The organism is Paenibacillus sp. FSL F4-0122, assembly GCF_038002845.1.
GTDB lineage: Bacteria > Bacillota > Bacilli > Paenibacillales > Paenibacillaceae > Paenibacillus_AQ > Paenibacillus_AQ odorifer.
Genome location: NZ_JBBODI010000001.1, coordinates 5,089,692 through 5,114,705 on the forward strand (window position 1 = coordinate 5,089,692; position 25,014 = coordinate 5,114,705).

Annotated in this window: 21 protein-coding genes; 17 read left to right on the top strand and 4 right to left on the bottom strand. The window is 40.8% G+C overall.

All coding sequences use genetic code 11. The features are described 5' to 3' along the window. Positions 1–5 precede the first annotated feature (5 nt). From MHH49_RS22150 to MHH49_RS22185, 8 genes are all read left to right on the top strand, one after another. Positions 6–1,049, top strand: coding sequence for a methionine ABC transporter ATP-binding protein (locus MHH49_RS22150; RefSeq protein ID WP_341121929.1), 1,044 nt, complete (start codon positions 6–8; stop codon positions 1,047–1,049). Beyond that, positions 1,024–1,683: a methionine ABC transporter permease gene (locus MHH49_RS22155; protein WP_036688669.1), complete on the top strand. Its 660-nt coding sequence runs from the start codon at positions 1,024–1,026 to the stop codon at positions 1,681–1,683. Before MHH49_RS22150 ends, MHH49_RS22155 begins: the two co-directional genes overlap by 26 nt. Positions 1,684–1,713: 30 nt before the next feature. After that, a complete protein-coding gene (locus tag MHH49_RS22160) occupies positions 1,714–2,733 on the top strand; it encodes a uroporphyrinogen decarboxylase family protein (protein WP_326047667.1) in 1,020 nt (339 codons plus the stop codon). A gap of 11 nt (positions 2,734–2,744) precedes the next feature. Beyond that, positions 2,745–3,572: a MetQ/NlpA family ABC transporter substrate-binding protein gene (locus MHH49_RS22165; RefSeq protein WP_036688665.1), complete on the top strand. Its 828-nt coding sequence runs from the start codon at positions 2,745–2,747 to the stop codon at positions 3,570–3,572. Positions 3,573–3,589: 17 nt separating this feature from the next. After that, the gene (gene proC / locus MHH49_RS22170) at positions 3,590–4,396 is read left to right on the top strand and encodes a pyrroline-5-carboxylate reductase (RefSeq protein ID WP_341138489.1); all 807 of its coding nucleotides are present in this window, start codon (positions 3,590–3,592) and stop codon (positions 4,394–4,396) included. A 2-nt stretch (positions 4,397–4,398) separates the two neighbouring features. Then, positions 4,399–5,163 carry a VOC family protein gene (locus MHH49_RS22175; protein WP_076223167.1) on the top strand — a complete coding sequence of 255 codons (765 nt, stop codon included), beginning with the start codon at positions 4,399–4,401 and terminating at the stop codon, positions 5,161–5,163. Between the two features lie 377 nt (positions 5,164–5,540). Further along, on the top strand, positions 5,541–6,185 hold the full coding sequence (locus MHH49_RS22180) for a Type 1 glutamine amidotransferase-like domain-containing protein (protein WP_341138490.1): 645 nt from the start codon (positions 5,541–5,543) through the stop codon (positions 6,183–6,185). A gap of 251 nt (positions 6,186–6,436) precedes the next feature. After that, a complete protein-coding gene (locus MHH49_RS22185; protein WP_341138491.1) occupies positions 6,437–7,585 on the top strand; it encodes a DUF3626 domain-containing protein in 1,149 nt (382 codons plus the stop codon). Between the two features lie 180 nt (positions 7,586–7,765). Here the strand turns inward: MHH49_RS22185 and kwaB are convergent, their stop codons facing one another. Together kwaB and kwaA are read right to left on the bottom strand one after the other, a co-directional pair. Continuing rightward, positions 7,766–8,737: an anti-phage protein KwaB gene (gene kwaB, locus MHH49_RS22190; RefSeq protein ID WP_341138492.1), complete on the bottom strand. Its 972-nt coding sequence runs from the start codon at positions 8,735–8,737 to the stop codon at positions 7,766–7,768. Continuing rightward, on the bottom strand, positions 8,734–9,348 hold the full coding sequence (gene kwaA / locus MHH49_RS22195; protein ID WP_341138799.1) for an anti-phage protein KwaA: 615 nt from the start codon (positions 9,346–9,348) through the stop codon (positions 8,734–8,736). The genes kwaB and kwaA overlap by 4 nt, the downstream gene beginning before the upstream one ends. Positions 9,349–9,476: 128 nt before the next feature. Between kwaA and MHH49_RS22200 the strand changes: the two genes are divergently transcribed. From MHH49_RS22200 to MHH49_RS22235, 8 genes are all read left to right on the top strand, one after another. Beyond that, on the top strand, positions 9,477–10,241 hold the full coding sequence (locus MHH49_RS22200; RefSeq protein WP_341138493.1) for a recombinase family protein: 765 nt from the start codon (positions 9,477–9,479) through the stop codon (positions 10,239–10,241). Between the two features lie 296 nt (positions 10,242–10,537). Then, on the top strand, positions 10,538–11,305 hold the full coding sequence (locus MHH49_RS22205) for a restriction endonuclease (protein ID WP_341138494.1): 768 nt from the start codon (positions 10,538–10,540) through the stop codon (positions 11,303–11,305). 252 nt (positions 11,306–11,557) lie between these two features. Further along, positions 11,558–12,052 carry a transposase gene (locus MHH49_RS22210; protein WP_341138495.1) on the top strand — a complete coding sequence of 165 codons (495 nt, stop codon included), beginning with the start codon at positions 11,558–11,560 and terminating at the stop codon, positions 12,050–12,052. An 84-nt stretch (positions 12,053–12,136) separates the two neighbouring features. Further along, positions 12,137–16,141: a hypothetical protein gene (locus tag MHH49_RS22215; protein ID WP_341138496.1), complete on the top strand. Its 4,005-nt coding sequence runs from the start codon at positions 12,137–12,139 to the stop codon at positions 16,139–16,141. 520 nt (positions 16,142–16,661) lie between these two features. Continuing rightward, positions 16,662–19,238: a glycosyl hydrolase gene (locus tag MHH49_RS22220; RefSeq protein WP_341138497.1), complete on the top strand. Its 2,577-nt coding sequence runs from the start codon at positions 16,662–16,664 to the stop codon at positions 19,236–19,238. Between the two features lie 404 nt (positions 19,239–19,642). Further along, positions 19,643–20,692, top strand: coding sequence for an ABC transporter substrate-binding protein (locus MHH49_RS22225; RefSeq protein WP_036688650.1), 1,050 nt, complete (start codon positions 19,643–19,645; stop codon positions 20,690–20,692). A 1-nt stretch (position 20,693) separates the two neighbouring features. Then, a complete protein-coding gene (locus tag MHH49_RS22230) occupies positions 20,694–21,470 on the top strand; it encodes an IucA/IucC family C-terminal-domain containing protein (RefSeq protein WP_076100332.1) in 777 nt (258 codons plus the stop codon). 108 nt (positions 21,471–21,578) lie between these two features. After that, positions 21,579–23,300, top strand: coding sequence for a helix-turn-helix domain-containing protein (locus MHH49_RS22235; RefSeq protein WP_341138498.1), 1,722 nt, complete (start codon positions 21,579–21,581; stop codon positions 23,298–23,300). 97 nt (positions 23,301–23,397) lie between these two features. Here MHH49_RS22235 and MHH49_RS22240 read toward each other — a convergent pair whose 3' ends face one another. Continuing rightward, complete coding sequence (locus MHH49_RS22240; protein ID WP_341121915.1) at positions 23,398–23,616, bottom strand: helix-turn-helix domain-containing protein; 219 nt, start codon at positions 23,614–23,616, stop codon at positions 23,398–23,400. Positions 23,617–23,663: 47 nt separating this feature from the next. After that, on the bottom strand, positions 23,664–23,894 hold the full coding sequence (locus MHH49_RS22245) for a helix-turn-helix domain-containing protein (RefSeq protein ID WP_341121914.1): 231 nt from the start codon (positions 23,892–23,894) through the stop codon (positions 23,664–23,666). A 105-nt stretch (positions 23,895–23,999) separates the two neighbouring features. On the opposite strand from MHH49_RS22245, the gene MHH49_RS22250 reads away from it, so the two are divergent. Continuing rightward, positions 24,000–24,302, top strand: coding sequence for a DUF6809 family protein (locus tag MHH49_RS22250; protein ID WP_076100341.1), 303 nt, complete (start codon positions 24,000–24,002; stop codon positions 24,300–24,302). The last annotated feature ends 712 nt before the right edge of the window (positions 24,303–25,014 follow it).

The window sequence follows — 25,014 nt, forward strand, 5'->3', positions numbered from 1 at the left end:
TGGAAATGATTGAATTAAAGAATGTTTACAAATCGTTCACTCGGAAAGGGATCACTATTGATGCTCTTAAAGGAATCGATTTAAAGGTCGAAAAAGGCGATATATTCGGGGTTATCGGCTATAGCGGTGCTGGGAAAAGTACATTAATTCGTTTAGTCAATTATTTGGAAAGACCCACCAAAGGACAAGTTATGGTCGCTGGACGTGATTTGGGAACATACAACGATAAAGAGTTGCGTACCGCTAAGAAAAATATCGGAATGATATTTCAACATTTTAATCTACTAGAATCTAAAAAAGTATTTGATAATGTGGCGATCCCTCTAGTTCTCCTAAAAAAGAATAAAAATGAAATCCGCCAGCGGGTAATGGAGCTGCTAGAGTTTGTTGGATTAAGTGACAAAGCGGGGAGTTACCCGAGTGAGTTATCAGGTGGTCAGAAGCAACGTGTCGGGATTGCTAGAGCGCTTGCCTCGAATCCGTCTATCCTTTTATGTGACGAAGCGACCTCAGCCTTAGATCCACAGACCACACATTCTATCTTACAGCTATTAAAAAAAATCAATGCTGAATACAACATTACCGTGATGATCATTACACATGAAATGTCCGTGATTCAAGAGATTTGTAACAAGGTAGCGGTCATGGAAGAAGGCCGGATTATTGAGCAAGGAAGTGTTCTAGATGTATTCGGAAGTCCAAAACATCTGACCACGCAAAATTTCGTGAAGACGGTTATTCAAAATAGCATGACCTCTAGCGTGCGGAAATCTATCAAAACAGAACCCGGAAGTCAGCTGTACAAGCTTAATTTTGTGGGAGCAAGTGCCTCTGAGCCTATCCTGTTTGAAATGATTCGCTCCTGCGATATAAAGGTCAATATTTTATTTGCGAATACGACGGAGATTCAAGAAACAACACTGGGAACAGTGATCATTCAATTCGATGGTGAGGCAGCAGAGATTAACAATGCATTATCTTTCTTAACAAGAAATGGAGTCGGTGTAGAGGAGGTAGAATCTAATGTTTTCGACCACAGTAACAGGTGATCAATTTCTGCAGGCGATTATAGAAACAATTCAAATGGTAGGGTTCTCCTTGTTTGTTGGCTCCCTGATTGGGATCCCATTTGGGATATTGCTTGTCATCACTCGTCCGGGTGGGGTTTTGGAGAACAAAGCGCTTTACGCCGTACTAAATCCGATTATCAACATCATTCGCTCATTACCTTTTATTATTTTACTGGTTGCGATTGTGCCTTTCACACGATTGATTGTTCATACTTCAATTGGGACAAGCGCAGCGATCGTACCCTTGATTATCTATATCGCACCTTATATAGGGCGGTTGGTAGAGAACTCACTGCTTGAAGTGAATCCGGGAATCCTTGAAGCCGCTGAGGCGATGGGAGCCACTCCTTTTCAAGTCATTTGGTACTTTTTATTGCCAGAGGCGGTTGGATCCTTAATCCTGTCTCTTACAACAGCGACGATTGGTCTGATAGGTGCAACTGCAATGGCTGGAACGGTAGGGGGAGGCGGCGTGGGAGACTTGGCGATCGTATATGGATACCAACGCTTTGACACTGTTGTCGTAGTAGCCACCGTGATTATCCTCATTATTTTAGTGCAAGGGATTCAATCTTTAGGCAACACGCTAGCAAGAAAAATTCGCCGTTACTAGTTACTACATATTCTGGGAGGGACTCGACAGATGAGTGAATGGAGTAAGCAAGATCGTTTTAACGCATTATTATCAGGAGAACGGGCGGATCGTCCAATCGGAAGTGGTTGGCGCCATTTTATCGACAAAGAACAAACTGCAGATGATTTAGCAGAAACTACGATTTCTTTTACGAAAAAATATGATTGGGATTGGGTCAAGATTAATCCAAGAGCGACTTATCTGGCGGAAGCTTGGGGGAATCAATACGATTTTACGGATTATCAGACCGTATTTCCGAGACAGCAAACGACGGCTATTCCAACAGCGGCTAGTCTGTGGGATATCGATGTTAAAAAGGCAGTCCAGTCAGCCCCTTTGGCAGAGCATTTAGATGCGGTTAGAAAAATTCGCCAAGGGTTACCAGATACCCCGCTAATCCAGACGGTATTTTCACCATTAACAGTGCTGCTATTTATTGTAGGACGTTCTGCTTACGTTACTAAAACGGTGTTTGGTATTGAGCACCCGGTAACTTTGGAATCCTTGTTTAAAGAACATCGTGCGGCAGCACACCATGCGCTACATGCGATTTCCTTAACTTTAGCCGATTATGTACAAGAGTTACAGCAAGCGGGTTCTGACGGTTTGTTCTACGCAGTGACGGGCACAGCTCACCCAGGATTATTTGATGAAGCAATGTTTGATGAGCTGTCCAGACCTTATGATTCTATTGTGTTAGAAGCAGCAAGCTATGGAAAAAACATTCTTCATACTTGTGGAGCTTACGCCCAGCCTGAGAAGTTCAACGATTATCGGATTGACGGGATCAGTTGGGATACGATAGCCAAGGGGAATCCAGGGTTAGAGGCAAATCTCAAAGCTACTAAAGTGGGGGGAGTCGATCATGGGTTGTTTGCGGTAAACGATATTGCCCAAATCAAGCAGCAGGCTGAAGATGCATTAAAGTTAATGAAAGACCAGCCGTTTATTCTATCTCCAAATTGCGCAATCCCACTCAATGTGACGGATGAGGCGTTGGCACAATTTAAAAAATCTATATTGGAATAGGGGAAGTAAGTATGAAAAAGTTAATGTTAGTGATGATGATAGGTGTTCTTGCAGTGTTGACGGCTTGTGGCAATAAAGAGGCGGGGGATTCTGGAGATAAGAAAAAACTTACCGTTGGATTTGGTGTCGGAACCTATGAGGAACAATTCCGCCAATCGATTCTACCGATTCTAGAGAAACAAGGGTATTCCGTTGACATTAAAACCTTCTCGCAAAACATGCAGGTCAATCCAGCAATGAAGGAAGGCTCCATTGACGCAAGCATATTCCAAAGTACAGCTTATATGGAGGCTATTAACGAAGAAATCAATGCAGATATGGTCGGAATTGCTTATGTTCCAGGTGCTCCACAAGGTCTTTATTCTGTAAATCATACCACGCTAGACGATGTTAAAGACGGTACAACCGTAGCTGTTCCGAACGATCCGGTAAACCAAGAGCGTGCACTACGTATTCTGGAAGAATTGGGTTGGGTCAAAATTAAAGAAGGGGCGGGCGTAGCGGATTTCAATATTAATAGTATGGAACCGGATAAATATAATATTGATATTAAAATACTGGACCCAGCTCAAATCCTTGTCTCCCTTCAAGATGTTGATTATGGCGTTGTAAACGGTAATTATATTGCCAATTCGGACAGAAAGATTACGGATGCTTTGAAAATAGAAAACACACCTATGGAACACAGAATTATCGTATCGGTTAATAAAAAGGATGAAAATTCACAGTGGGCTAAAGATTTGAAAGCTGCTTATGAATCCAAAGAGTTTGAAGAATATATTCATGGATTAGAAAAATATGATGGTTTCATTCTACCTGAAGCTTGGGACAACAATTAATTAAGGAAGTGAACGGAGTGACCAAAGAAAAGATTCATTTTATTGGTGGCGGACAGATGGCGGAAGCGATCATCCGCGCATGTATAGCGAATAACACCTTGTCTGTAAATCAAATTAGTGTATCGGATATTAATGAAGCGCGGCTGCAGTTTTTGAATACCAAATATGGTGTAGATACGGAGAGTTCACAAGAGCATAACCTGTCTACAGCAGATGTAATAGTAGTGGCAGTTCGTCCACAGGATGATTTAACTACACTTGGTCAAATCGTACAACAATTCGCTACAGCTTCTGCCGCTATCGTATCGATTGTGGCGGGTGTGACGAATGATCAATTAGCTGGGTATTTTGGAGCTGAACGGTCCATTATCCGGGTTATCCCCAATACTTTAACCGATACAGGATATGGCTATAGCGGTGTAGCGTTAAATGCTTATGCTACTCGTGATCAAGTGGATCATTTTTTACTTGGCTTTGGAAAAGTACAATATCTGGATGAGGCGTTAATGGATGTTTTCACTGGATTTGGTGTGGCGGGTCCTAACTATATCTATTATTTCATTGAATCTCTCGTGGATGCAGGTGTACTTGCCGGACTGCCGCGTGAGCAAGCCTGGAAGGTTGCATTGGAGAATATGATGGGATCGGTAGCAATGCTGCAACAGACAGGGCTGCATCCACGACAGCTGCTGGATATTAATAATTCACCTGGCGGTGTCGGCATGCATGGCTTGTACGAATTAAACAACAGTGATTTCGCAGCGGGCCTGCAAAGAAGTGTTCTGGCAGCCGTAAAACGTACTACTGAGCTGGGAGTGAAGTAATCATGGCAACGATGAAATGGGATCATTTAGTTCACTATGTCAATGATTTGGCCAAACCGGTTGAGATCTTTGGAGCTCATGGATTGGTTGCTTTTAAAGGAGGATCTCATAAAGATTGGGGAACCTATAATGCCTTAAGTTACTTTGGGCTAACCTATCTCGAGTTTCTGGGCATTGAGAATCTTGAGCTGGCAAAGGCAACTGAACATAATCTAGTGGTGAAAGATGCAGTTGAACTTTTACCAGAACATGAAGTTCTAAGTAGAGTAGTTATCCGGACGGATGATATTGAAGAAGTAGCGGCTTCTCTGAAAGCAGCAGGCTTATCATTATCTCCAATTATCGATGGTAAGCGTCTAGATAACGAGGGCAGATTAATAGAGTGGCGGATGATGACCATTGCTGGTGACTTTGGGGGACTGGTCTATCCGTTCATCATTCAATGGAGCGGAACGGATACAGAGCGAGTGGAAAGATTAACATCATCTGGAGTCATTAAGCCTCATCCTGCGGGAGAAGTCGAAATCGTCCGTGCTGTATTTCATGTCTCCGATCCTGAAGCTGCAGCCAACCATTGGGGAACCATATTCGGACTGCCTGTTACGAAGTCAGAGGATGATACCTTCAGCCTTAAGATTGGCGATAGATCATTTGCTTTCGTGCAAGGAGACGAGAACCAATTCAAGCAGGTGGTTTTTGAAACGGATTCGTTAGAGCTGAAAGGGAAGACGATTCGGATTGGTGATGGGGAGTATGTTTTCGTTTAAGGGACTAGTATCTTTATAACTTTAGAAATAAAGACTTACTTGAAGGGATCGATCCCTCGAGTAAGTCTTTTTGCTATTCACCGAAGGTACTAATGATGCTGGCATTTTTTTGTTTTAATCAATTTGTAAGATTTATTGAATTCCATTATATGGTACGATATCCATGGTATAAAAGGAGGTGAAGATAATCGGTGCAGAACAAAAATACGTGGCCTATTTCCACTCCGGATAAGCTTAGTGTGGATCAAGCGCAGATAAAAAACCTTGATTATGCCTCTAAATTTATATTACTATAGACATTTTTATCTTGTCTGGCACTATGGATTTTGATAAACATAATGGATAAATTTAAATATTACATATGGAGGTAATTACGGATGAAAACTCACTATTACTTAGATTGGTTTTATGATAAGGGTTTTTCTGAGAAGTTAGTCAATGTGTTGCATGAGGATATAACAGACAGAAAATCGCTCGTTATGATTAGCGCTGAATCGTCTGATTTTAGTGATGAACAAGTTAATATTGATAGTGTTTTTGAAAGGACATGGTTTAATCAGGCTAACATTTATTTTGATGAATATCATTTCATTGATGACCGCACGCAGAAGGAAGATGCCCAGCGATTAATTCAAAATGCCTCTGTCGTTTTTTTATGTGGTGGAACGGCTCGCGACCAAAAGCACCTTGTGACGGAATATGAATTATCGGATTTGATTAAAAAAAGCAATGCTGTTGTAATGGGAACAAGTGCTGGTGGGATGAACATGTCTGATGAATATGTGGATGAATGCACTGTTTGTGAAGGTATGGCTCTTAATCACTTTTCTTTTGAAGCTCATTTTGATCATGATAACACCGCGATGATTGAGGAGCGTTTCCCTTTATCGAATAAAATGGATATTTATGTGGCGGCAGACAAAGATGGTGCTGTACGTGTGAAGGACAGCAAAATCGACATTATAGGCAATGTATATTTAATTTCTCACTCAAAGATTCAGAAATTGGCTGAGACGCTCTAATTATAGTTGAGTGGTTGTGACACTGAGGGTTAACTGAATAGTATTTGTTTTGAGTCCCTATTTGACAGCACCTTACGAGCAAATCGAGTTGATTACTATTTTGAATTTATATCATTCCAGATCCACGTAAAGTTATCGGATTCCGCGATTGTAAGGATATGAAGTTTCAAGTGAAGAAGCGTTTGATACAGTGAGAGGAGAAATCAAGTCTCTTTTCTTATGGACTGGGTCTAGAAAGGAGTGAATAAGCAATGGAGTGGAAAGGCGATGCAAATGCCAATAAAATAAGAGAGTCTCAGTTCACTGAGGAACTATCGGAGTCACAATTATCGGTTTTAGAATATGTTACGAATTACGCGCGAACTCGAAAAAGTGAAGCAGTTCAGACTATCCATGAAATTCTTCAAATGTCTAATGTGGATCGGGAAGAGTTTGAAGATGCTGTGGTCAAAATAAAGTCACATGCGAAGATTGCTCTACATTTCCATCCAGATCGACTAGATCCGGTAAAGAAAAGTGTTGCAGAGGCGCTATTGGAGCAAGGCGTGTACAAGAGCCAATTTGAGACCTTGTTATCCAGTGGTAGTGTATCAGCCTATCCGGGCGGTCAACGTGATTTGTGGGAGGAAAGACTATTTGGAGGGGCATACCAACAAGAGGGTGCTTCGAATAGCGAACGCCCTAAATATGGCGCTCTTGATTTGATGCGTCATTCGGATGGGCCAGCTCCGCGCTTTGGCTCCTGCTATTTCCTCCTATCCCCTGAGGTTTCTTATCGCAGTACATACACCTATATGGATTCGCATCAAAACCCTGTACAGAAAGGAACATTTGCAGAATTTGATGATATGATGGCGGCATTACTAGAGGAGATTTTCTTAAGAGATTCCGCTCTAGGGGAAAAAGATCTTCAATCACAAAAATTAGTCGACCATCTTCGGGTCAACCTCACAATGCCGTTTACAGACCCTTCAAAGGGTGAAGCTAAACGTAATCTTAACCACTATATTGAAGCGCAGGTTCATGGAAATATCCGTCTAAAGGAAGATGTGGAAATCTTAGTAGCCGATCCTTCATTCAAGGGCACTCCAACAGGGCAAATCCTGGAGCAAATATGTTTACAGTATGCCATCCAACTCTATTGGCATATGGGATTCGCGATGTGGGTAGACGAAGTGCCTTCAGATTTTAGAGGGCCTACGATGCCCTCCTTGGCTAAGCGTATTGCTCATCACGGTTATATTGATGCGAGCATGATTGGATCTGCTGCTATGCACTTAAAGCATGATCCTTCAGCATGGCGGGACCGAGGAACAGAAAAAGAAGTACTTCAAGAATTAAAACTCTTATGGCATGTTTTGGTACGGTACGGAAAGCCGCTCCGAAACTTTAAGTTGTAAGAAGCCTTGGTACGCTTGAAGTTAAGGCATTTAAGTAAACAAACAAATAAATAAATAAATAAGCAAGCGAATTTCCCTCCGTATGGGATATTTGACTTGTTATTGATGGGATGTTTGGGTGAATCAATAAAAAAGAGCTCATGCAATCTGCAAGGCTCTTGATAGATCAATTAATGCTAATTAACTTATAGCAGTTTCTAGAATGGTATCTTTAGCCAAGCTATCATAGAACATTTTTGTCAATTCTGATTGTAAAAAATCATCATTTAACAATTTTGCGAATAAATGTTTTGATTTTTTAGTAGTCAAAATTATTTTACTTTTATCTGCATTATATTGAAATTGTCCTTTGAGTGCAGGATAGTTGTCAGTGAAAGCAATAACGGATGGGGTCGGGATTTTATTAAGCACAGGTGAAAAACTTAAAACTTTCGTTAGTTTCCGCGAATACGATATATCGTCGATAAGTTCTTGTAATACATCAGGGTCTTCAAGCAGTCCTGATTGTTCTATTGCAACAATACATTCTTGGGCTTTTTTCTTTATTATTTCATGAAACCCAAAAAATTTTTCAAGTGTTGCAAGCTCTTTAATAATCAAACTATTGTCAATCATCAGAAATTCGAAATTAGTGTTAATTCTGACTATATCTTCTTCGACACTTACAAAACGTTTTTGGTCTCCAATACGTTTGAAAGTAAAAGTATTATCTTTTTTTATTAAACTTACAGGATAATGTTTCTTGTATAGCAAAAGATTATGGTTATTATTGGAAATTAAAACGACAATACCTCTGATTTGGTTTAATTCATCAGTTTTAAAATCGAATAAAGGAATGTCTTCATCCTCTATAATTGTATTAATTAACTTTATTTCTTCAGGTACCTCATCTAAATCGTATTCATAAAGTACCTTGGTTCGATCATCTGCATTTGAAATACTAATTAAATCTAAAGATTCTGTTTCTATTAATTCAGATTTGATTTTTTCAATAAATTGTTTAGTAAGTTCTTCTTGTGTTTCTCCTTCTATGTCTATGAAACGAAGTAGTGTATCTTGATCTTGTTTAAGTATGAAGTAAATCTCAGCAGTGATTAGTTCTTCATTTATTAGTGTTTCGCGTAACAATGTGACAAGTTCATTTATTATCATTGAATTAACCTCGCAAAGTATATTTTTTCGTCAAGTCTACGATATTTAACCCTACTACCAGCAACAATTTTATCTCTTGATATAACAATTATTCCAAGTCTGGTGCCGGTTCTAAAAGTTCCAGAGATTATATAAATATGAAATCCCAAAATTGCTAGTGTTGGATTAGCATAAAACATTTGGGTTTTTATGCAGATAGCACCTATGGCTATCAGTAGTAAAAATAAAATTAATACATTTCTTGTTTCTCCTAGATTAAAACTAATAAGAGGTACAATATAAGTTGTCAAGAAGGTTAGATGCTCAAAATTACCATCTTGCACTTCAATCACTGTAAAGGTTTTCATGCTACCTTGCAGTTTATATTTAAATCGACCTATAAAAGCAATCCCTATAAGAAGTAATAATAATGAAATTAAGGGAACTGAATTCATGCTGACTAATTTTTTAATTCCAATAAATTGTGCGTTTTTGCTGAAACTAACAGGAATATCAATGGTAGCTATGATAATTAGAAGAAAGAGAAGCCATAGCGAAATAACATATAATTCAATTTTATCCCAAGTGCTACTGAATTGTTGGCCGCTGCTTATAATTGTCGCCTCCTGCAGTTTAGTTGTTAGTAGTTACAAATTAATATAGTTTCATCTATTTTATATCATTTTCCAAGGAAAAAACATACAGATTTATGACTAAAGAACTATTTCTTGCAATAAATTGTTTGAAGAAGCTTTTGATAATGGTAAACCCTGTCTTCTTATCTATCATGCTTCGTAGTGTGACTGTAACCGACTTGTCATTGATGGGTTGGTCAAATATTACGGTTCAACTGTTGCTGGCAAGTGAAATCCATTTGGTGGGTTACATCACTTATGGTAAAAGCCGTTCCAAACGTGGACAGGTGGAATTGGTTCCTGAAGAAGAGCGAATTAAAGTCATGGGAACTCATGAAAAGCTGAAAACGCTGGAAGAACATGAAGCGATTATGAAGCGGCTGCTTAAGAATCGCATGTTGAATCCCAATTCAAGACGTAACATTTTTCCTTTGTCAGGTTTGTTTTATTTTGAGAAATGCGGTTCGCGGATGAGGTTCCGGGTGGGTAAGAACAAGAAGCAGGGGCAGCACTTGAGTGCATTGTGCTATCACAAGTATAAAGATGGCAGCAAATCTGAACGGCGTGGCAAGGTAATGGATGCTGAATTTTTCAATGCTCTGTATGATCGGATTATCCATATTGATCCAAACATTTTGCGGGAGATTGAAATGCATGGCAGTCGGTATAATGATACTCAAGTGATCATCGAGGTCAAAGCGCAGGATTTTAAGAAGCAGAAGCGAGCGTTGGACAAGCTGCATGAATCGTATGAAGAGGACATGATAACGAAGCAGGTATTTTTAGAGCGTAAAGCTGTTCGGTCACGGCAGATACAGAAGCTGGAGGAAGAGTTGAAGGATTTACGGAAGGTTGTAGTAGACGAAGGTAATTATCCGACTGTTGAGTAGATATATGAGCGAGTTGGTCAGTTTAGGGAGTTGTGGAGCGCTTCAGTGACGAGTGGAGAGAAGAATCGGACGTTGAAGAATTTGGTGGAGCGGATTGTGTATAATCGGGAAGGGAATAGGGTGGAGTTGACGGTTTGTTATAGGTGATGGTTCTTTTATTAAATCCAGTAAATAGGAATTAGTTTCGTATTTTCGTATTTTTTACACTAATTGTCTGGACTTGTTTTGACGATAAATACAAGGAGATGAAAAAATGGTTGACTTCATTGTCAATGATTTAATTAGAGGGGGAATGAATGTTGAAAGCTGGAAGCGAGTTTGAAGGTTTCGTTCATTATGTTTATGAATCAATTATAAGATTAGAAGATCGAAATACTATTATATCTAAAAATGCTGTAATTATTGGTCGCTCAGGTGTAAAGCATGAATTTGATGTTTTTTATGAGTTTACTAAGGCTAATGCACTCCATAAGGTAGCAATTGAGTGTAAGGATTATAATGTACCTATCTCTAAAGGCAAGGTAACTGAATTTCACGGCAAAATAAATGATGTTAATAATGTAACAGGTGTAATGGTTACAAAAGTCGGTTATCAATCTGGAGCTAAAGATTATGCTGAGCATTACGGTATTTCAATATTAACAATTGATGACTTACCAAATTTAATGCAAATTCTATCGTTGCAATTAAAGCAAGCGTTTCTTCCAAATGAAACAATAATTGGTCAACCTTTCTGGACTTTGATGGAAACAATTAACGGGGAAGTAACAGGGACCTATACATGCGCACCAAGTCATTCTTCTATCAAGCAGATTCCTCTTTTTTATTCAAAAAGAGTTGCACAGAAATTTCTTTCGTTGATGAATGATAAAAATTCTGTTGTTAGAGGAGTAAATCAGCAGCAGCTAAAGGCCATAATAACATTTTTAGAAACATCTAAAAAGCATAAAATTAACAATGATGCAGATTTTGTAATTCTTCCACTTGAGCCTATAAATGACCATGAGTGGATTGCATTGCCAATTAGTCTGGAAGAATTAAAGCAGGATTATGTACTAATATAACATTGTGGAGGTCCTTATAAAATTATGATAATTCTATGAGGTTTTTTTATATTATTGAATTTTTCAAATAGCTAAAAAATATTAAGTTCAAGTTAAACTTAATTGAGAGAATGAATTGTACTATAGGTTAGAAGAGTAGTTGTAAAGTTATTTTGAATTTCTGTTAATAACAAGTGAGGAATTTAATTCAGCAGTTATCCGATGATTTAGGGCCTGTACGCAAACTGTACAACTTATAGAAATGTAGTAAAATTGAAGCATGTCGCCATCGAACCGGATTGGGAGCAAGTCATGATCGATGCCACCATCGTCCCACGTCCATCAACATGGAGCGGGCGCAAAAGGTGGCAGGATGGTCAAGCCATCGGACGATCGCACGGAGGATTAAGCAATAAAATTCATGCCATGGTGGATGCGCTTGGCTATCTGCTGCGTTTTTTCGAATTGACACCAGGACAAGACCACGATTCGGTCACCGGCTACCGCCTTCTTCATGAACTGGATCTCTGCCCAGGCCAAGTATTAGCGGATCGCACCTACGATACCAACGCCATTCTGGAGCTGTTGCAAAGCCGTGCAATCACTCCGGTTATCCCAAGTAAACGCAATCGGCGGGTAAAGCGCACGTTAGATACTGAAACGTATAAAGAACGTCACTTGATCGAATGCTTTTTTAATAAAGTAAAAACTATCGCCGTCTGGCCACTCGTTATGAAAAAACAGCGAACATGTTCATGGCTTTTTTGACACTGCTTTCCATTCGTTTATGGCTCTAATAAGTTTGCGTACAGACCCTAGTAAAATTGAAAAAAACTTTGGAGGCACAAAAAAATGCCATTCACCAAATCTGATTTAGGAGCACAAGCCTCATGGAAAGGCTATTCTTCCCAAACTTTATATATTGCTGCAAGAGTAGTTGAGGATATGGACTCACTAGAATATTATCCAGAACAGCTTGAAGATTTACTGATTAAAAGTGATGGTAAAGTATCAGAGGTAGTACAAATTAAAGACTTAGGTTCTGATTTAAGTATATCAAGTCTTGCTTCTACTAGTGCTTCACTGAAAAATGAGGGTTTCTTTCGAAGAGTGTTAAGTTTGCGAAAGTCAGAATCGAAGAGGTTAGTTGCAAAGGTTGTACATTTTGGAGAATTAGGAGATGAACTTAATGGGTTTATTAATGGAGTCGCTACTTCTTTAGAGAGTATTAAGGATAAACTTGTGAAAAACCACAATTTTTTGTTAGATGAAGCTGAATGGATTACGGAGAGAATGGTATTTGAAAAAGTTGACAAAGAAGCTCTTCAACTTAAAATAGCAGAACAAATTAAAGGCTATATTCCAACAATGATTGCTCCTACTATTATGAGGGATTTACTAATACAGTATGTCTCAGATCTTTCAAAAGCCAAAGGATATACTTCAAAATCAATTTGGCAAGAAAAGATACATAAAATTGGTCGTGATATGGCTGCAATAGATGGATATTTCAGAGAATATGGAAGTTCTCTTATAAGGTTGTCCGATATTGAGAATTATAAAAGTTATGAAGAAATGAAATCAGAATATGAACAAGGTGTTTCTGCTCATCCTGCTCATATACGCTTTTCACTGGATTTCGAACGAATAAACTGGCTAGAAAAAATTGAAGCTGCGCTTGCTGAAAATAAAGCAGCAATTATTAAGGGGGCTTCTGGACAAGGGAAAACTTCGTTATGTTATAAATATTTGATTAAAAACTATGCTGAAGAACTTGTGTTTTGTGTAAGACAAATTCAAACACAAGGACAAGCAGAAAATCTAGTAAAAGCGATATTGGGACTATCTAATCATTCAACAACTATTATTTTATATATTGATGTCAATCCTGGACAAATACACTGGACTTGGTTAATTCGAGAGCTTCAAGTAAGAGGTGTTAAATTGCCTGTCATTATATCAATTCGTGAAGAAGACTTCAAACAGTCAAATGTAGACATGAACGAGGTAGCTTTTGAGTTGATCGAATTAACACTCTCCGAAGAGGAAGCAATGAATATATATTATAAAATAACAATGGATAATCCTCATGCCTCATTTCGAACCTTCGAAGAAGCCTGGCAGCAGTTTGGTCATGAAGGGCCATTGCTTGAATTTGTATATCTTCTTAACAATAATGAGAGTTTGAAGCAACGATTGAGTACTCAAATAGATCATTTAATTGATGAAGGTGTTGATGATACATGGTTGAATCTTTTACTTCTTGTCTGTTATGTTGGGAAACTAGATGGTTGCATATTGTTTGACAAAGCTATACAAGCAGTGAAATGTACAAATGCTATAGCCGCTTTGAAACGACTAAGTGATGAGTATTTAATTCGTAGTTCTTTGGATGGAAACTATATTGAATCGTTGCATTCTCTAAGAGCAGATATAATTTATTCAATTCTTCAAAATCGTATGGTATTTAAAGAAAAAGATTTGTTATTACAAAGCTTACCTTGTGTAGAAAATCAGTTTCCACAAATGCTTCTTCTTCATTATTTTACGAATAATGAAATTGATAGCAGAGTAATCAGTGATATTGCAAGAATACATTATGTTGATTGGGTTGCATATGGTAGAATTTTAAACACTATGCTCTGGCTTGATGTCAAACAATATGTTGTACAGAACAGGGAGGCATTTGAGCGTATTGTTGCTGAAAGAGGAGCAGGATGGTTGCCATTTGCTCCAATGGATATTACAGGAGAAATATTACCTGGAGAATTTGCAGCGGCAGGGCTTGTTCAATTTAGTGCTCAGATCCTTCCGTACCTTGAAGAAATTAAAAAATCCCTTCTTAGCTTCACAATTTCATATTCAATAACTGATAGATGGTTAGAACTATCGTCGATTCCGCAAGGACTTCCATCCAGTGACCTTGAATGGTCTAATCTTGGATACACATTATTTTGGGCTGCATTACGAAAGAAAAAAATTATAATGAATTTTTCAAATCAAGAAATACTATCTTTAATGAAAGACGGAAATGTAGAAAGTAAAATTGATGCAGCTCTGGGCTTTTATAAACAGGGATTTTTAGAACTATATACTATGAGTGAATTCGTTTTACGTGAAAGATTAATTCAGCATTATAATATACTATTTTTGGACATAGCTGAGTCTGATGTTCAATGTCGCTTTGTCCCACCGTATTTCAAACAAAATAATGAAGTTGAAAAGCAGGAGAACTTGAATCACTATTGGACTATGAATATGGTTAATCTTCTGAGTCGCTTGTATCCAGAGAAAGAAACAATTTCAGTAAAATTAATAGGTGTAGATTTATTAAGTGACTTAGGTATCAAACCCTTTGACTTTGAAAAAAAAATTACAAAAGAGCATCGTCCTGATCGATGGATTACCGAAGTAAACTCATGGCTTATCTCACGTATTGAACTAACGCATCGTCCCAATAACTGGATAAATTATTTAGATGAAGTTTATGTTCTTCGTAGGCTAATTACAGAAACTTTACGTGAGTTTATATATTTGGTTGATAATCTATATAAAAAACGTTATTGGGATAATGTAAAAGCCAAAAGAACTATGACGAAGATAGAATCGTTGAAAAAATCACTTCAAAAAGATTTTCTTCTACCCAAAACTATTCTTGATCCCTATGGTTTACATAGTGAAAGTCATGCATCAGATTCGATGCCACAATTTATCAATATATCTATTCAGCCTTATAAAAATTTCAGGAGATCCTTAAGAGATATGATCTCTGGTCTTCATAACTTTTTTAACCAGTTTGAAGATGTATTAGTTTCCCGAATTAAAAATGAGGAAATAAAGTCAGATTTATCGCTGAAAAATATATATGAATCATCTAAGGCACTGTCATCAGTGCAAAAAGAGTTCAGAACATTATTTAAAGCATATGTTGATCATAACTACTCTATTTTTGCTGATGAAGAAATTGAGGGAATGATAACAGCTCTGAATGTCTGGGAAAGTGTTTTAAATCAAAAACCTAGAGGTTTTATTTTATCGTACAACGCTAAACAAACGTATAAAAAATCAGAATCTTTTATATTTAATAAATTTGAGGAAGCTATAGTATCTTTAGGACCAAAAATTTCGGTGATTAATCAGGAAATGGAAGGGAAAAGCAGAGTGAAATTTGTATTGTATGAAGATTCCATATTTGAGACAAAAACAATTGAAGAACAATATAAATTGCTTTGTGGTAAACTTCATAAATCTTGGAACACTGCTGTGAAATTAAACAGTTCAAGATGGATATTAGAAACACATTGGCCCGAAATCGTTTTCGTACCCTTGTATAAAGGACTTCCGATATTAAGCGGTTTTGACATGCCAATGCATCGAGTTGTTGATATGTATGGAGATCCATCGTCTCCAATGTTTCCAGTAGAAATTCCTTTAGAGATATACTCTTTATTTGGTCTAGATATTGCACCATTTACAGAATGGAGAGATGCTATTGCAAATGTGGGAAGATTAAGGCTAATTATTTTACAGTATAATCAGGCCATAGATGAAATTGTGGATCACCAACATGGTCTAAGCGAAGGGTTTTCTGCTTATTTAAATACGCTATTGATAGAAATTGCAAAAATCTTCGGAGATTTTAATGGTGATTTCATACAAAATATTACTGCATTAAGCGATTATAAGGAGCCTGAAGTACTAGAATTATTAAGTATTATAATTAATGGTTTGAGTGATTTGGACATCATAGTAGAACACATTAGTTCGGTGCAAAAAATTGATGATATATCTGAAATATTACAAGAAGCAGCAACAGCGATGATTTTAGTAACACCATACCTGAAACACATTGAATAATCAAAAATAAGTGGGCTTGGTTAGTCATCGAGTAAAAATCACTTTCGTTCATGAGCCTTCCCCCACCTTTTTGGGTAAACTAACCCTAAGCAATACTTTACCCAAATCCAACACGAAACGAGGTGATACCCCATGACAACTCACAAAGTACCCAATAAATTAGCCAAGGAAAAGTCGCCGCATCTGCTGCAACATGCCCATAACCCGGTGAACAGGTTCCCTTAGTCAGAAGAAGCTTTTGAAATCTCCAAGCGCAACAACAAGCTCGTCTTCCTTTCTATTGAGTATATCTACTTATTGACCCACACGTACCTGTCATTGATGAGTAGTCTGTATGAATCAATGTTATTTAACTCCTCCTAATAAATATTGGTGGGAGTTTTTTTGCATGTGGAAATTTTCTCAATTTGGTAGATTTACAAAATATGGAATATATGCTATCTTATCTATGAAAGCGCATCCAAGAGATGGCATATTGAACTTTTATTTACCATATTTAACATAGAGAGGAAAGGTGAAAATGAAAAATTTGCTCAAGAAGGCAATCACAATGATGCTGGCATTTACTCTGCTACTTGGATTGATGACAGCGCCGCCCGTTCATGCAGACAACGCACTTTTCACAATTGAAAGCGAAAACGCTCAGCTCACCTCCGATCTTCAAGTGACGACCCAAATTTACGGACAGCCCAAACCCGGATACTCTGGAAGCGGATTTGTCTGGATGCAGAATTCCGGTACAATTTCCTTCACAGTGACTGTCCCAGAAACCGGCATATATACGATCTCCACACGTTATATGCAGGAGCTCAGTGCTGACGGCAGGCTTCAATCTTTAGCCGTTAACGGCGTTACGAAGGGTTCGTATATGCTGCCCTATACGACCACATGGTCGAATTTCGATTTTGGCTATCACAAGCTGAATCAAGGCAGCAACACTATTCAACTGAAGGCTGGCTGGGGTTTCGCTTATTTTGATACCTTCACTGTGGATTATGCCGATCTTGATCCCCTGGATGTGCAACCTGTCCTCAGCGATACTCAAGCGACTCCGGAAACTCAGCTTCTGATGAATTATTTAACGGAGGTTTACGGCAATCATATGATCTCCGGCCAGCAGGAGATTTACGGAGGCGGAAATGACGGCAATTCCGAGCTGGAGTTTGATTGGATTCACAATTTAACGGGAAAGTATCCGGCGATCCGCGGATTTGATCTGATGAATTACAATCCGCTTTACGGCTGGGAGGATGGTACGACCGCCCGGATGATCGATTGGGTGAATAACCGGGGCGGGATCGCGACAAACAGCTGGCATATCACTGTGCCCCGAGATTTCACCGCCTATCAGCTCGGGGAATTTGTAGATTGGAAGAAAGCTACCTACAAGCCGACAGAAACCAATTTTAATACAGCCAATGCGGTAGTTCCAGGTACGAAAGAATACCAATATGTACAACTGGCCATTGGGGATTTGGCGGAGCAACTGCAGATTCTGCAAAATAACAATGTGCCGGTTATCTTCAGACCCTTCCATGAGGCGGAGGGCAACGGTGGATTGAATGGAGAAGGTGCATGGTTCTGGTGGGCTTCGGCAGGCTCGGAGGTGTACAAGCAGTTGTGGGACCTGCTCTATACTGAACTTACAGAAACGTACGGTCTGCACAATTTGATCTGGACCTACAACAGCTACGTGTACAGCACTTCTCCCGCATGGTATCCCGGCGATGATCAGGTGGATATTGTAGGCTATGATAAATACAACACGATCTATAACCGCTATGACGGTTTGTCTGGTGTGCCCAATGAGGACGCGATTACCTCGATTTTCTATCAGCTTGTTGATTTAACGGGCGGTACGAAAATGGTAGCCATGACGGAGAACGACACCGTTCCAAGCGTTCAAAATCTGACAGAGGAAAAATCGGGCTGGCTCTATTTCTTACCGTGGTATGGTGAGCATCTCATGAGTTCCGCCTTTAATTATCCGGCTACCTTAACAACGCTGTACCAAAGCAATTATGTAATCACGCTCGATGAGCTACCTGATTTGAAGGTTAACAATCCAATTCCAAGTGCGTCTATCACACCTGCAAACGTCGAATTTGATAAAAATGCCTCCAATCAGAGTGACAAAGCCATCACCGTGAATTTAAACGGCAATACGTTAACCGCTCTCCGGGCAGGCGCAAATACATTAATAGAGACTCAGGATTATACCTTGAGTGGAAATACGCTAATGCTCAAAAAAGCATTTCTGGCGACACTGCCGGTTGGCGAGCATTCGATCATCTTTGATTTTAATAAAGGACAAGATCCCGTATTAAAAGTGAAAATTGTCGATACCACGCCAAGCGCATCCATTGCGCCCGTGAGCGCTGCATTTGATAAAGCGGCGAATCTAACCCAGGATATTTCCGTAGTCCTTACCTTAAATGGACACCAGCTTGCAAGTATCACAAATGGAAATTTCACACTTTTAGCGAGTCAGGATTATACGGCATCAAGCGCTGCTGTTGTTCTGAAAAAATCCTATCTTTCCACGCTTCCGCTGGGACAGAATACCCTAACCTTTCATTTTAATGGAGGAAATAATGCTGTTCTTACAGTGAACGTAACGGATAGCAGTGTTCCAGTACCCACTGGAGATTTGACGGTCCAAGCTTTTAATGGCAACACAAGTGCCTCCACTAACGGGATTTCACCCAAAATCAAAGTAGTCAATACCGGTGATTCAGCGATTCAACTAAGTGATGTGAAGGTCCGGTATTACTATACGATTGATGGCGAGAAAGATCAGAGTTTCTGGATCGACTGGGCCAGCATCGGAAATGCGAATCTAACCGGCAATTTCATTAAGCTGGCGACTCCTGTTGCCAGTGCAGATTATGTTTTGGAAATTGGTTTCACGAGTTCGGCTGGAACACTTAATCCAGGTCAGAGCGCAGAAATTCAAACCCGTTTCTCCAAAACCGACTGGTCCAATTTCAACCAGGTTAATGATTATTCGTTCAAGGCATCCAGCAGTCAGTTCATCAACAATGAACAGGTCACCGGGTATATGAATGGTCAGCTTGTGTGGGGGATTGAGCCATAAGCTTTTAATGAAAAAAGGTATCTTTGTGTAAAACAAAGATGCTTTTTTTCATTTTGGGAAAAAGCAGGGAGTGCAATGGGAGAACCATTTCTGAAGTAGCCAGATTGCTCGATGATCAGTTTCTGGAGAAGGAAAAGCTTGAATTGAGCGAGATTACCATCGACTGTGTTGGCTATTTGTAGAACTGGAGCAAAGAAATTTTTGTTAAAATTAGGGAGTTAGGTGCTTGTGTGGAATTTTTGTAGTCAGTCGCGATTCTCCTGAGTCGTTCCTATGGTGTGCAATGTCGCATTAATCCTGCTGCAATGTCGCAAAAGTACATGGAAATAGAGTATGAAGATAGATTATACTCACTTTATTGATCTGATAATGAAAATCATTATCATACATAAGGGGGAGTCAGCATGAAAAGAACAAAGAAGAGGCAAGCAACCGGTAGAAAGGTAGATGCTGCCCAAAAAGCAGGACTATTAATGATATGGATGATGGCGCTGGTACTTGTGCTAACGGCTTGCGGTACTGGAGGGGGAGCAAATGCGGGCACTGCCGCACTGCCATCTGCTTCAGCCGAGCCGTCACCTACATCTGAGACACAGGCTCAGACTGCAGCCTTCCCGGTTACCATCTCGCATATGAAGGGCGAATATACGCTGACTGAGAAGCCGAAGGTCATCGCCGCGCTTGATGTGAAATTCATCGATCAATTGTTAGCGATAGGCGAGCATCCGGCAGGCAGCGTTGTAGCTGGAGCGAAAGATGCAAAGTTTCCAGAATATTTAAGTGAACAATTGGGTGATGTGAAGGTCCTGGGCACACGCGATGAGCCCAATCTTGAAGCTATTGTAGCGATGAATCCGGATCTTATATTGATGACCGATTTTCAGGAGCAGGTGTATGACAGCGTCAGTAAAATTGCGCCCACAATAGTACTCGACTTCTATGAAGATTGGCGGGATACATCGGCTACCATCGGTATGATAACGGGCAAGCAGGCGGAGGCGAAGGTAGTGCGTCAAGCCTACGAGGACAAAATCGTCGGACTGCGGGAGCAGCTGTCGGCGAAGCTGGGCGACGAAACGGTAGCTCTGATTCGCCCAAGACCGGAAGGTATTCGCGTACACGGTCCCGAACATCGGACCGGAAGCATTCTTTATGAGGATTTGGGATTGAATATCCCTGCATTCGTTCAGGAGATCAAAGATGATACCTCCGTTGAAATTTCGATGGAGACCATCGCTGATATTGGAGCAGATCACTATTTCCTGTTATCGGATGAATTGTTTGCCAAAGAGGCAGAGGCAATGGCGAACAGTCCAGTCTGGAAATCTCATGATGCCGTTAAAAATAACCGCGTATACAATGTGAATTCAACGCTCTGGATCGCTTATTATGGACCAATTGCCCTCAATATTATTGTAGATCAAACCGCGGAAGCGCTGTTGGGATCGCATTAAAATGGACAACTATCTGTCGTCTGCCACCTGGAAGCAAATGGCGGAGGAATACCGTCTGTGGGTAGGTGAACTACCTGAAGGCAACGTTCGTACAATTGCCCTTAGCCAGTTGCACGAAGAAGCTGCATGCCGCGAATATGTAAGCTGGCTTAAAGGTTATATCGGTGCGCCTGATATGCAGGTTGCCGCTTCCATGCTGGCCAAGCGGATCGGTTATCTGTGGATCGCGCCGATGCTGACCGCTATGACCCTTCATAACCGGGAAGTCTCCATCCCGCTGGAGAACTGCTTCCTCTATCATCCGGCTTCCCCAGCTTTTAAAGGGGATACGCGTTTTCCTTTCCTTGCGCTGAACGGGCTTCGAGCGACGGCGGCACCGGAAGACAGGGAAGCGTGGCGAGAAGAGATCGTAGAGGAAATTTTCGCGGAACGTCTTGCGCCGCTGCTGCACACGCTTGCTGCAATTGGTCCCGTCTCCATGGCAGTACTTTGGGAGAATATTATGGTACGCATTGCCCCGTTGTATTCTCCTGGAACAGGTGAATTTGGGCAAGAGAGGCAACGAATGCAAGCCGATTTTGCCTTCCTGACCCGGATAGCTCCCGGACAATTGTTCGGCGCAAGACGCAATCCGTTTACCCGGTTCACAGAGAACAATGACCTGGCTCCGGTTGCAAAAAACAAGCGTATCACCTGCTGTTTTTATTACAGGATGTCGGCGGAATATTGCGGAAAATGTCCGAAAATTGACAATGAGAATGAATCTCAATTAAAATGACAACAGCAACGCACTCACTTATGTTGCGGACGCGCTTTCACTAAAGCATGTAATCCTATTCGAGTGCGCCCGTTTAACAGAGGATGCTATTGTCAGGAGATGAGAGAAATGCCGCTGAAAGAACAGGCAAGTTTATGGAGTGATACAACGATCAAAATGCTTGATGTGCGTAGCGGTACTTTGCCACCCGGCGGCGTTATGAGCGAAACCGGATTAACAGCCAATGTGTTGCTGCTGGCAGGCGGCGGGGAAGGTAGGCTTGTGATGGATGGCGAAATTTGCCATATCCAGGCCTATTTCGCTTGTCACGCAGTCAAGGGATCAGCATTTACTTTGACTGCTGGATCAGAAACCATTCATTATACTGTTATTATATACAAGGCTTTTCCAATGTTGGGGGCTGCCCATGTTCTGTTTCCGCAGCGCAATCACCCATTACGAACTTCATTTGTTCATCGTCCTGTGCTCCTGGCTGAACTGCATCAGACTGCGGAACAAATCGAAGCCAAATGGAGCCGGGGCGAAGGGCTGGAGCGTTTCCATGCGAATGCGCTACTGCAAGGAATGCTTTACGAGCTTATTATGGAGTATGAATGTGGTCAGAAAGGCACAGAGGCGGATATGGTGGATGTTGTCGCTGCCTATATAGCGGGGCATTATCGTCAGGAGCTGGAGCTTAAGGAGCTGGCAGCGCTTGCCGGATGCAGTACAAGACAGTTACAGCGGCGATTCAAACAGGAGAAGTTACTAGGACCGATGGAATATGTAATCCAGCTGCGGATGGAGAGTGCCGAGCGGATGTTGCGTCATACGGATGCTCCCATCGGCGAAATTGCAGAAAAAACGGGCTATCGCGACATGTATTACTTTAGCAGGGCATTTAAGAAATATCATGGAGTTCCCCCGCAGATCTACAGGCGCACTGCCGCTTCAGGGATCGGTGCTCTCTCAGCATATTCTGGGCTGCCGGATCGCCTGGCCTCATCGTACGAGACGCTGCAAGGCCCGGTAATTTGTCATATGCGAGGCGAATATTGCGTCACCGCTTCTCCGAGACGTATCGCCGTACTCGACGTTCAATATGCAGACCATTTGCTTGCGCTTGGGATATCTCCGGCAGGGAGTGTAGGAACGGGCAGTGCAGCGTTAAAATTCCCCCAATATATCAGGGAAAGGCTTAAGACAACGGAAATGCTCGGAACTTATGAGTACCCGGACCTGCAAGCTGTCGAACGGCTGCGGCCGGATTTGATTGTCTGTACTGAGGTGCATGCTCAGCATTATGAACGGTTAAGCCGGATTGCGCCAACCCTAATGTTTCAACGGAATGAGAGCTGGCAGACGATTCTGGGCCTGTTCGGTGAATTGACGGACAAGCGGACAGAGGTGGAGCGTATTATTGCGGATTACCTGCGCCGAACAGCATTGCTGTCTGAGCAGCTTTCAACGGCGCTGGCGGGTCAGAGCGTGGCCTTGATCCGTCCGCGTGAGTCGCTGGTACGGGTGCATACTGCCTCCCATCGCACAGGTGCCGTGCTGTACCGGGATCTTGGTCTGCCAGCTCCTCTATTTGTCGCAGACACTTCCGACACGGCTTATCATATTACAGTTGATAGACTGCCGGCTGTGCATGCCAGCCATTATTTTTTACTTAGTAATGAGATGATGCAGGAGGGGATATCTGCGACAGAGCAAAGCGTGCGAGGGATGTTGGATTCCGATGAGCGGCCGTATATATACCCGGTAGATGCCGCTACATGGATCGGCTGCTACGGACCGACAGGTATCAATTACATTGTGGATCAGGTAGCCCGTACCTTGCTGGCCTGAGCGGTATCTAAGAGGATCCCCTAATTTCAGGCTATTTTTAGCCTAAACGTGAACAGCTCCTGTGATTATCACAGGAGCTTGTTTGTGCTGCGGATTATTATTTGTTGGGATAGCATTTAGAATTATCTGTCTGACCTAAAATATAGTCGATGCTTACTTTATAGAAATTAGCTAGCGTAATTAAAACGGCGCTCGGAACATCCAAATTTCCATTTTCATAGCGGGAGTAGGTGGCTTGTGTAATATGTAAAAGCTCTTCTATTTGTTGCTGTGTCAGATCTTTGTCTGCGCGTAAATTACGGATTCCTGTGTACAATGCTCATCAGCATAAGGATGAAATCCTTTGAAAACTGCGATATCTACTCATTCTTTTAATTTAACTTTAGAGTAAGGAGTTTTTTGGTTCGTTCTGTTTAGTAAATAGTCAGTACTCGTCTTATGATAATCTGCTAGCTTAATCAGAACGGCCGTGGGAATATCAACATCACCGCGTTCATAATTACTATAAATCCTCTGGCTGCATTGCAAATACTCTGCCATTTGGGTTTGAGTCAAATCTTTATCTTCACGTAAATCTCGGATACGTTGATACATACTAAACACCTCCAAGGCAAGCATATCTTAGCGAATTATTCGCTATTGATTTTTAGCGATAAATTCGCTAAGATGATTGAAGAGATGATTTGGGAGGGATGACTGGTGAGTCTTTTGGAGGATTTATATTACGGGAAAATCTGTCCAAGTGAACTTTTGTGTTTACGCGATCCCGAGTATATACAGAACTCCAAGCTAATCTCAGAGTTTATGGACATCCTAAAAGCAAAGTTATCTATAGAAGACTTTACTATGATTGAACAAGCCTTGGATCTGAGTGGCATGCAGAACTCTATCTCATCCGCTTCCGCCTATACTCTCGGATTCAGAACGGGGGCTGCTATGATAATAGAAGTATTAGAACATAAGGATGAACTTATACACTCTAAGGGAGAAGCTATGTCTTGAAAAAATAAAGATAGAGCTATTAGAGGGTAGAAATCGAGAAGAGGAGAACAAAAATTGAACAATATCATTCCAAACCGCATATGTTGATAGACGAACTTCTTCAGGCAGAAAGTTGGGGCATTATTCAAGCGAAGTTGGTTCCTGCTATTAAGGAAGCTATCGCTATGGGAGATGTTGAAAAACTCTCTAAACTTAGGACTAAGTTTCCATATTCTTTCGAAAATTCATTAAAGCATTTGAAAAAAGCGGAGCGGGAATTTATTCGAAACGGATGACGGAAGTGGGGGGAACCCCCTAACATCCGCTGGTTATATGAAAAAGATAATTTTGACGATCAGTTTTACCGTAGTGAGAAATTAAGCCAGTCGGAGGCGTAGTTGATATACCGATTAGCTCTCTTTCTTCGCTTAGGACGGATAAAAATATCGTTATCGGAAGCAGTGAAAAGGATATCATTGCAGCTATCCCTGAGGCATCCCGCAGCGAAAAGAAAGTAGATGGTGTTGTTAACTATTGGGTGAACGGTACCAAGCTTGACTAAGGATTCTATCATCCTTCCCTTGCCTTTGTCGTCAAAGAAGACAAGGTTGAAAATCTAGAGTTAACCAATTTACTTATTGATCCGAGTGATTCGAGTGAATAAAGAAGGCAGGCTCACATGGCCAGCCTTCTTTATTTAACTTAACAAGTCGACTTCTTTTTGAGACCAGCC

What these genes read in the sequence shown, in the direction of transcription:
- MHH49_RS22150 (WP_341121929.1), top strand. Translation starts at nt 6, where the DNA reads ATGATTGAATTAAAGAATGTTTACAAATCGTTCACTCGGAAAGGGATC.
- MHH49_RS22155 (WP_036688669.1), top strand. Translation starts at nt 1,024, where the DNA reads ATGTTTTCGACCACAGTAACAGGTGATCAATTTCTGCAGGCGATTATA.
- MHH49_RS22160 (WP_326047667.1), top strand. Translation starts at nt 1,714, where the DNA reads ATGAGTGAATGGAGTAAGCAAGATCGTTTTAACGCATTATTATCAGGA.
- MHH49_RS22165 (WP_036688665.1), top strand. Translation starts at nt 2,745, where the DNA reads ATGAAAAAGTTAATGTTAGTGATGATGATAGGTGTTCTTGCAGTGTTG.
- MHH49_RS22175 (WP_076223167.1), top strand. Translation starts at nt 4,399, where the DNA reads ATGGCAACGATGAAATGGGATCATTTAGTTCACTATGTCAATGATTTG.
- MHH49_RS22180 (WP_341138490.1), top strand. Translation starts at nt 5,541, where the DNA reads ATGAAAACTCACTATTACTTAGATTGGTTTTATGATAAGGGTTTTTCT.
- MHH49_RS22185 (WP_341138491.1), top strand. Translation starts at nt 6,437, where the DNA reads ATGGAGTGGAAAGGCGATGCAAATGCCAATAAAATAAGAGAGTCTCAG.
- kwaB (WP_341138492.1), bottom strand. Translation starts at nt 8,737, where the DNA reads ATGATAATAAATGAACTTGTCACATTGTTACGCGAAACACTAATAAAT.
- MHH49_RS22200 (WP_341138493.1), top strand. Translation starts at nt 9,477, where the DNA reads ATGGTAAACCCTGTCTTCTTATCTATCATGCTTCGTAGTGTGACTGTA.
- MHH49_RS22205 (WP_341138494.1), top strand. Translation starts at nt 10,538, where the DNA reads ATGTTGAAAGCTGGAAGCGAGTTTGAAGGTTTCGTTCATTATGTTTAT.
- MHH49_RS22215 (WP_341138496.1), top strand. Translation starts at nt 12,137, where the DNA reads ATGCCATTCACCAAATCTGATTTAGGAGCACAAGCCTCATGGAAAGGC.
- MHH49_RS22220 (WP_341138497.1), top strand. Translation starts at nt 16,662, where the DNA reads ATGAAAAATTTGCTCAAGAAGGCAATCACAATGATGCTGGCATTTACT.
- MHH49_RS22225 (WP_036688650.1), top strand. Translation starts at nt 19,643, where the DNA reads ATGAAAAGAACAAAGAAGAGGCAAGCAACCGGTAGAAAGGTAGATGCT.
- MHH49_RS22230 (WP_076100332.1), top strand. Translation starts at nt 20,694, where the DNA reads ATGGACAACTATCTGTCGTCTGCCACCTGGAAGCAAATGGCGGAGGAA.
- MHH49_RS22235 (WP_341138498.1), top strand. Translation starts at nt 21,579, where the DNA reads ATGCCGCTGAAAGAACAGGCAAGTTTATGGAGTGATACAACGATCAAA.
- MHH49_RS22245 (WP_341121914.1), bottom strand. Translation starts at nt 23,894, where the DNA reads ATGTATCAACGTATCCGAGATTTACGTGAAGATAAAGATTTGACTCAA.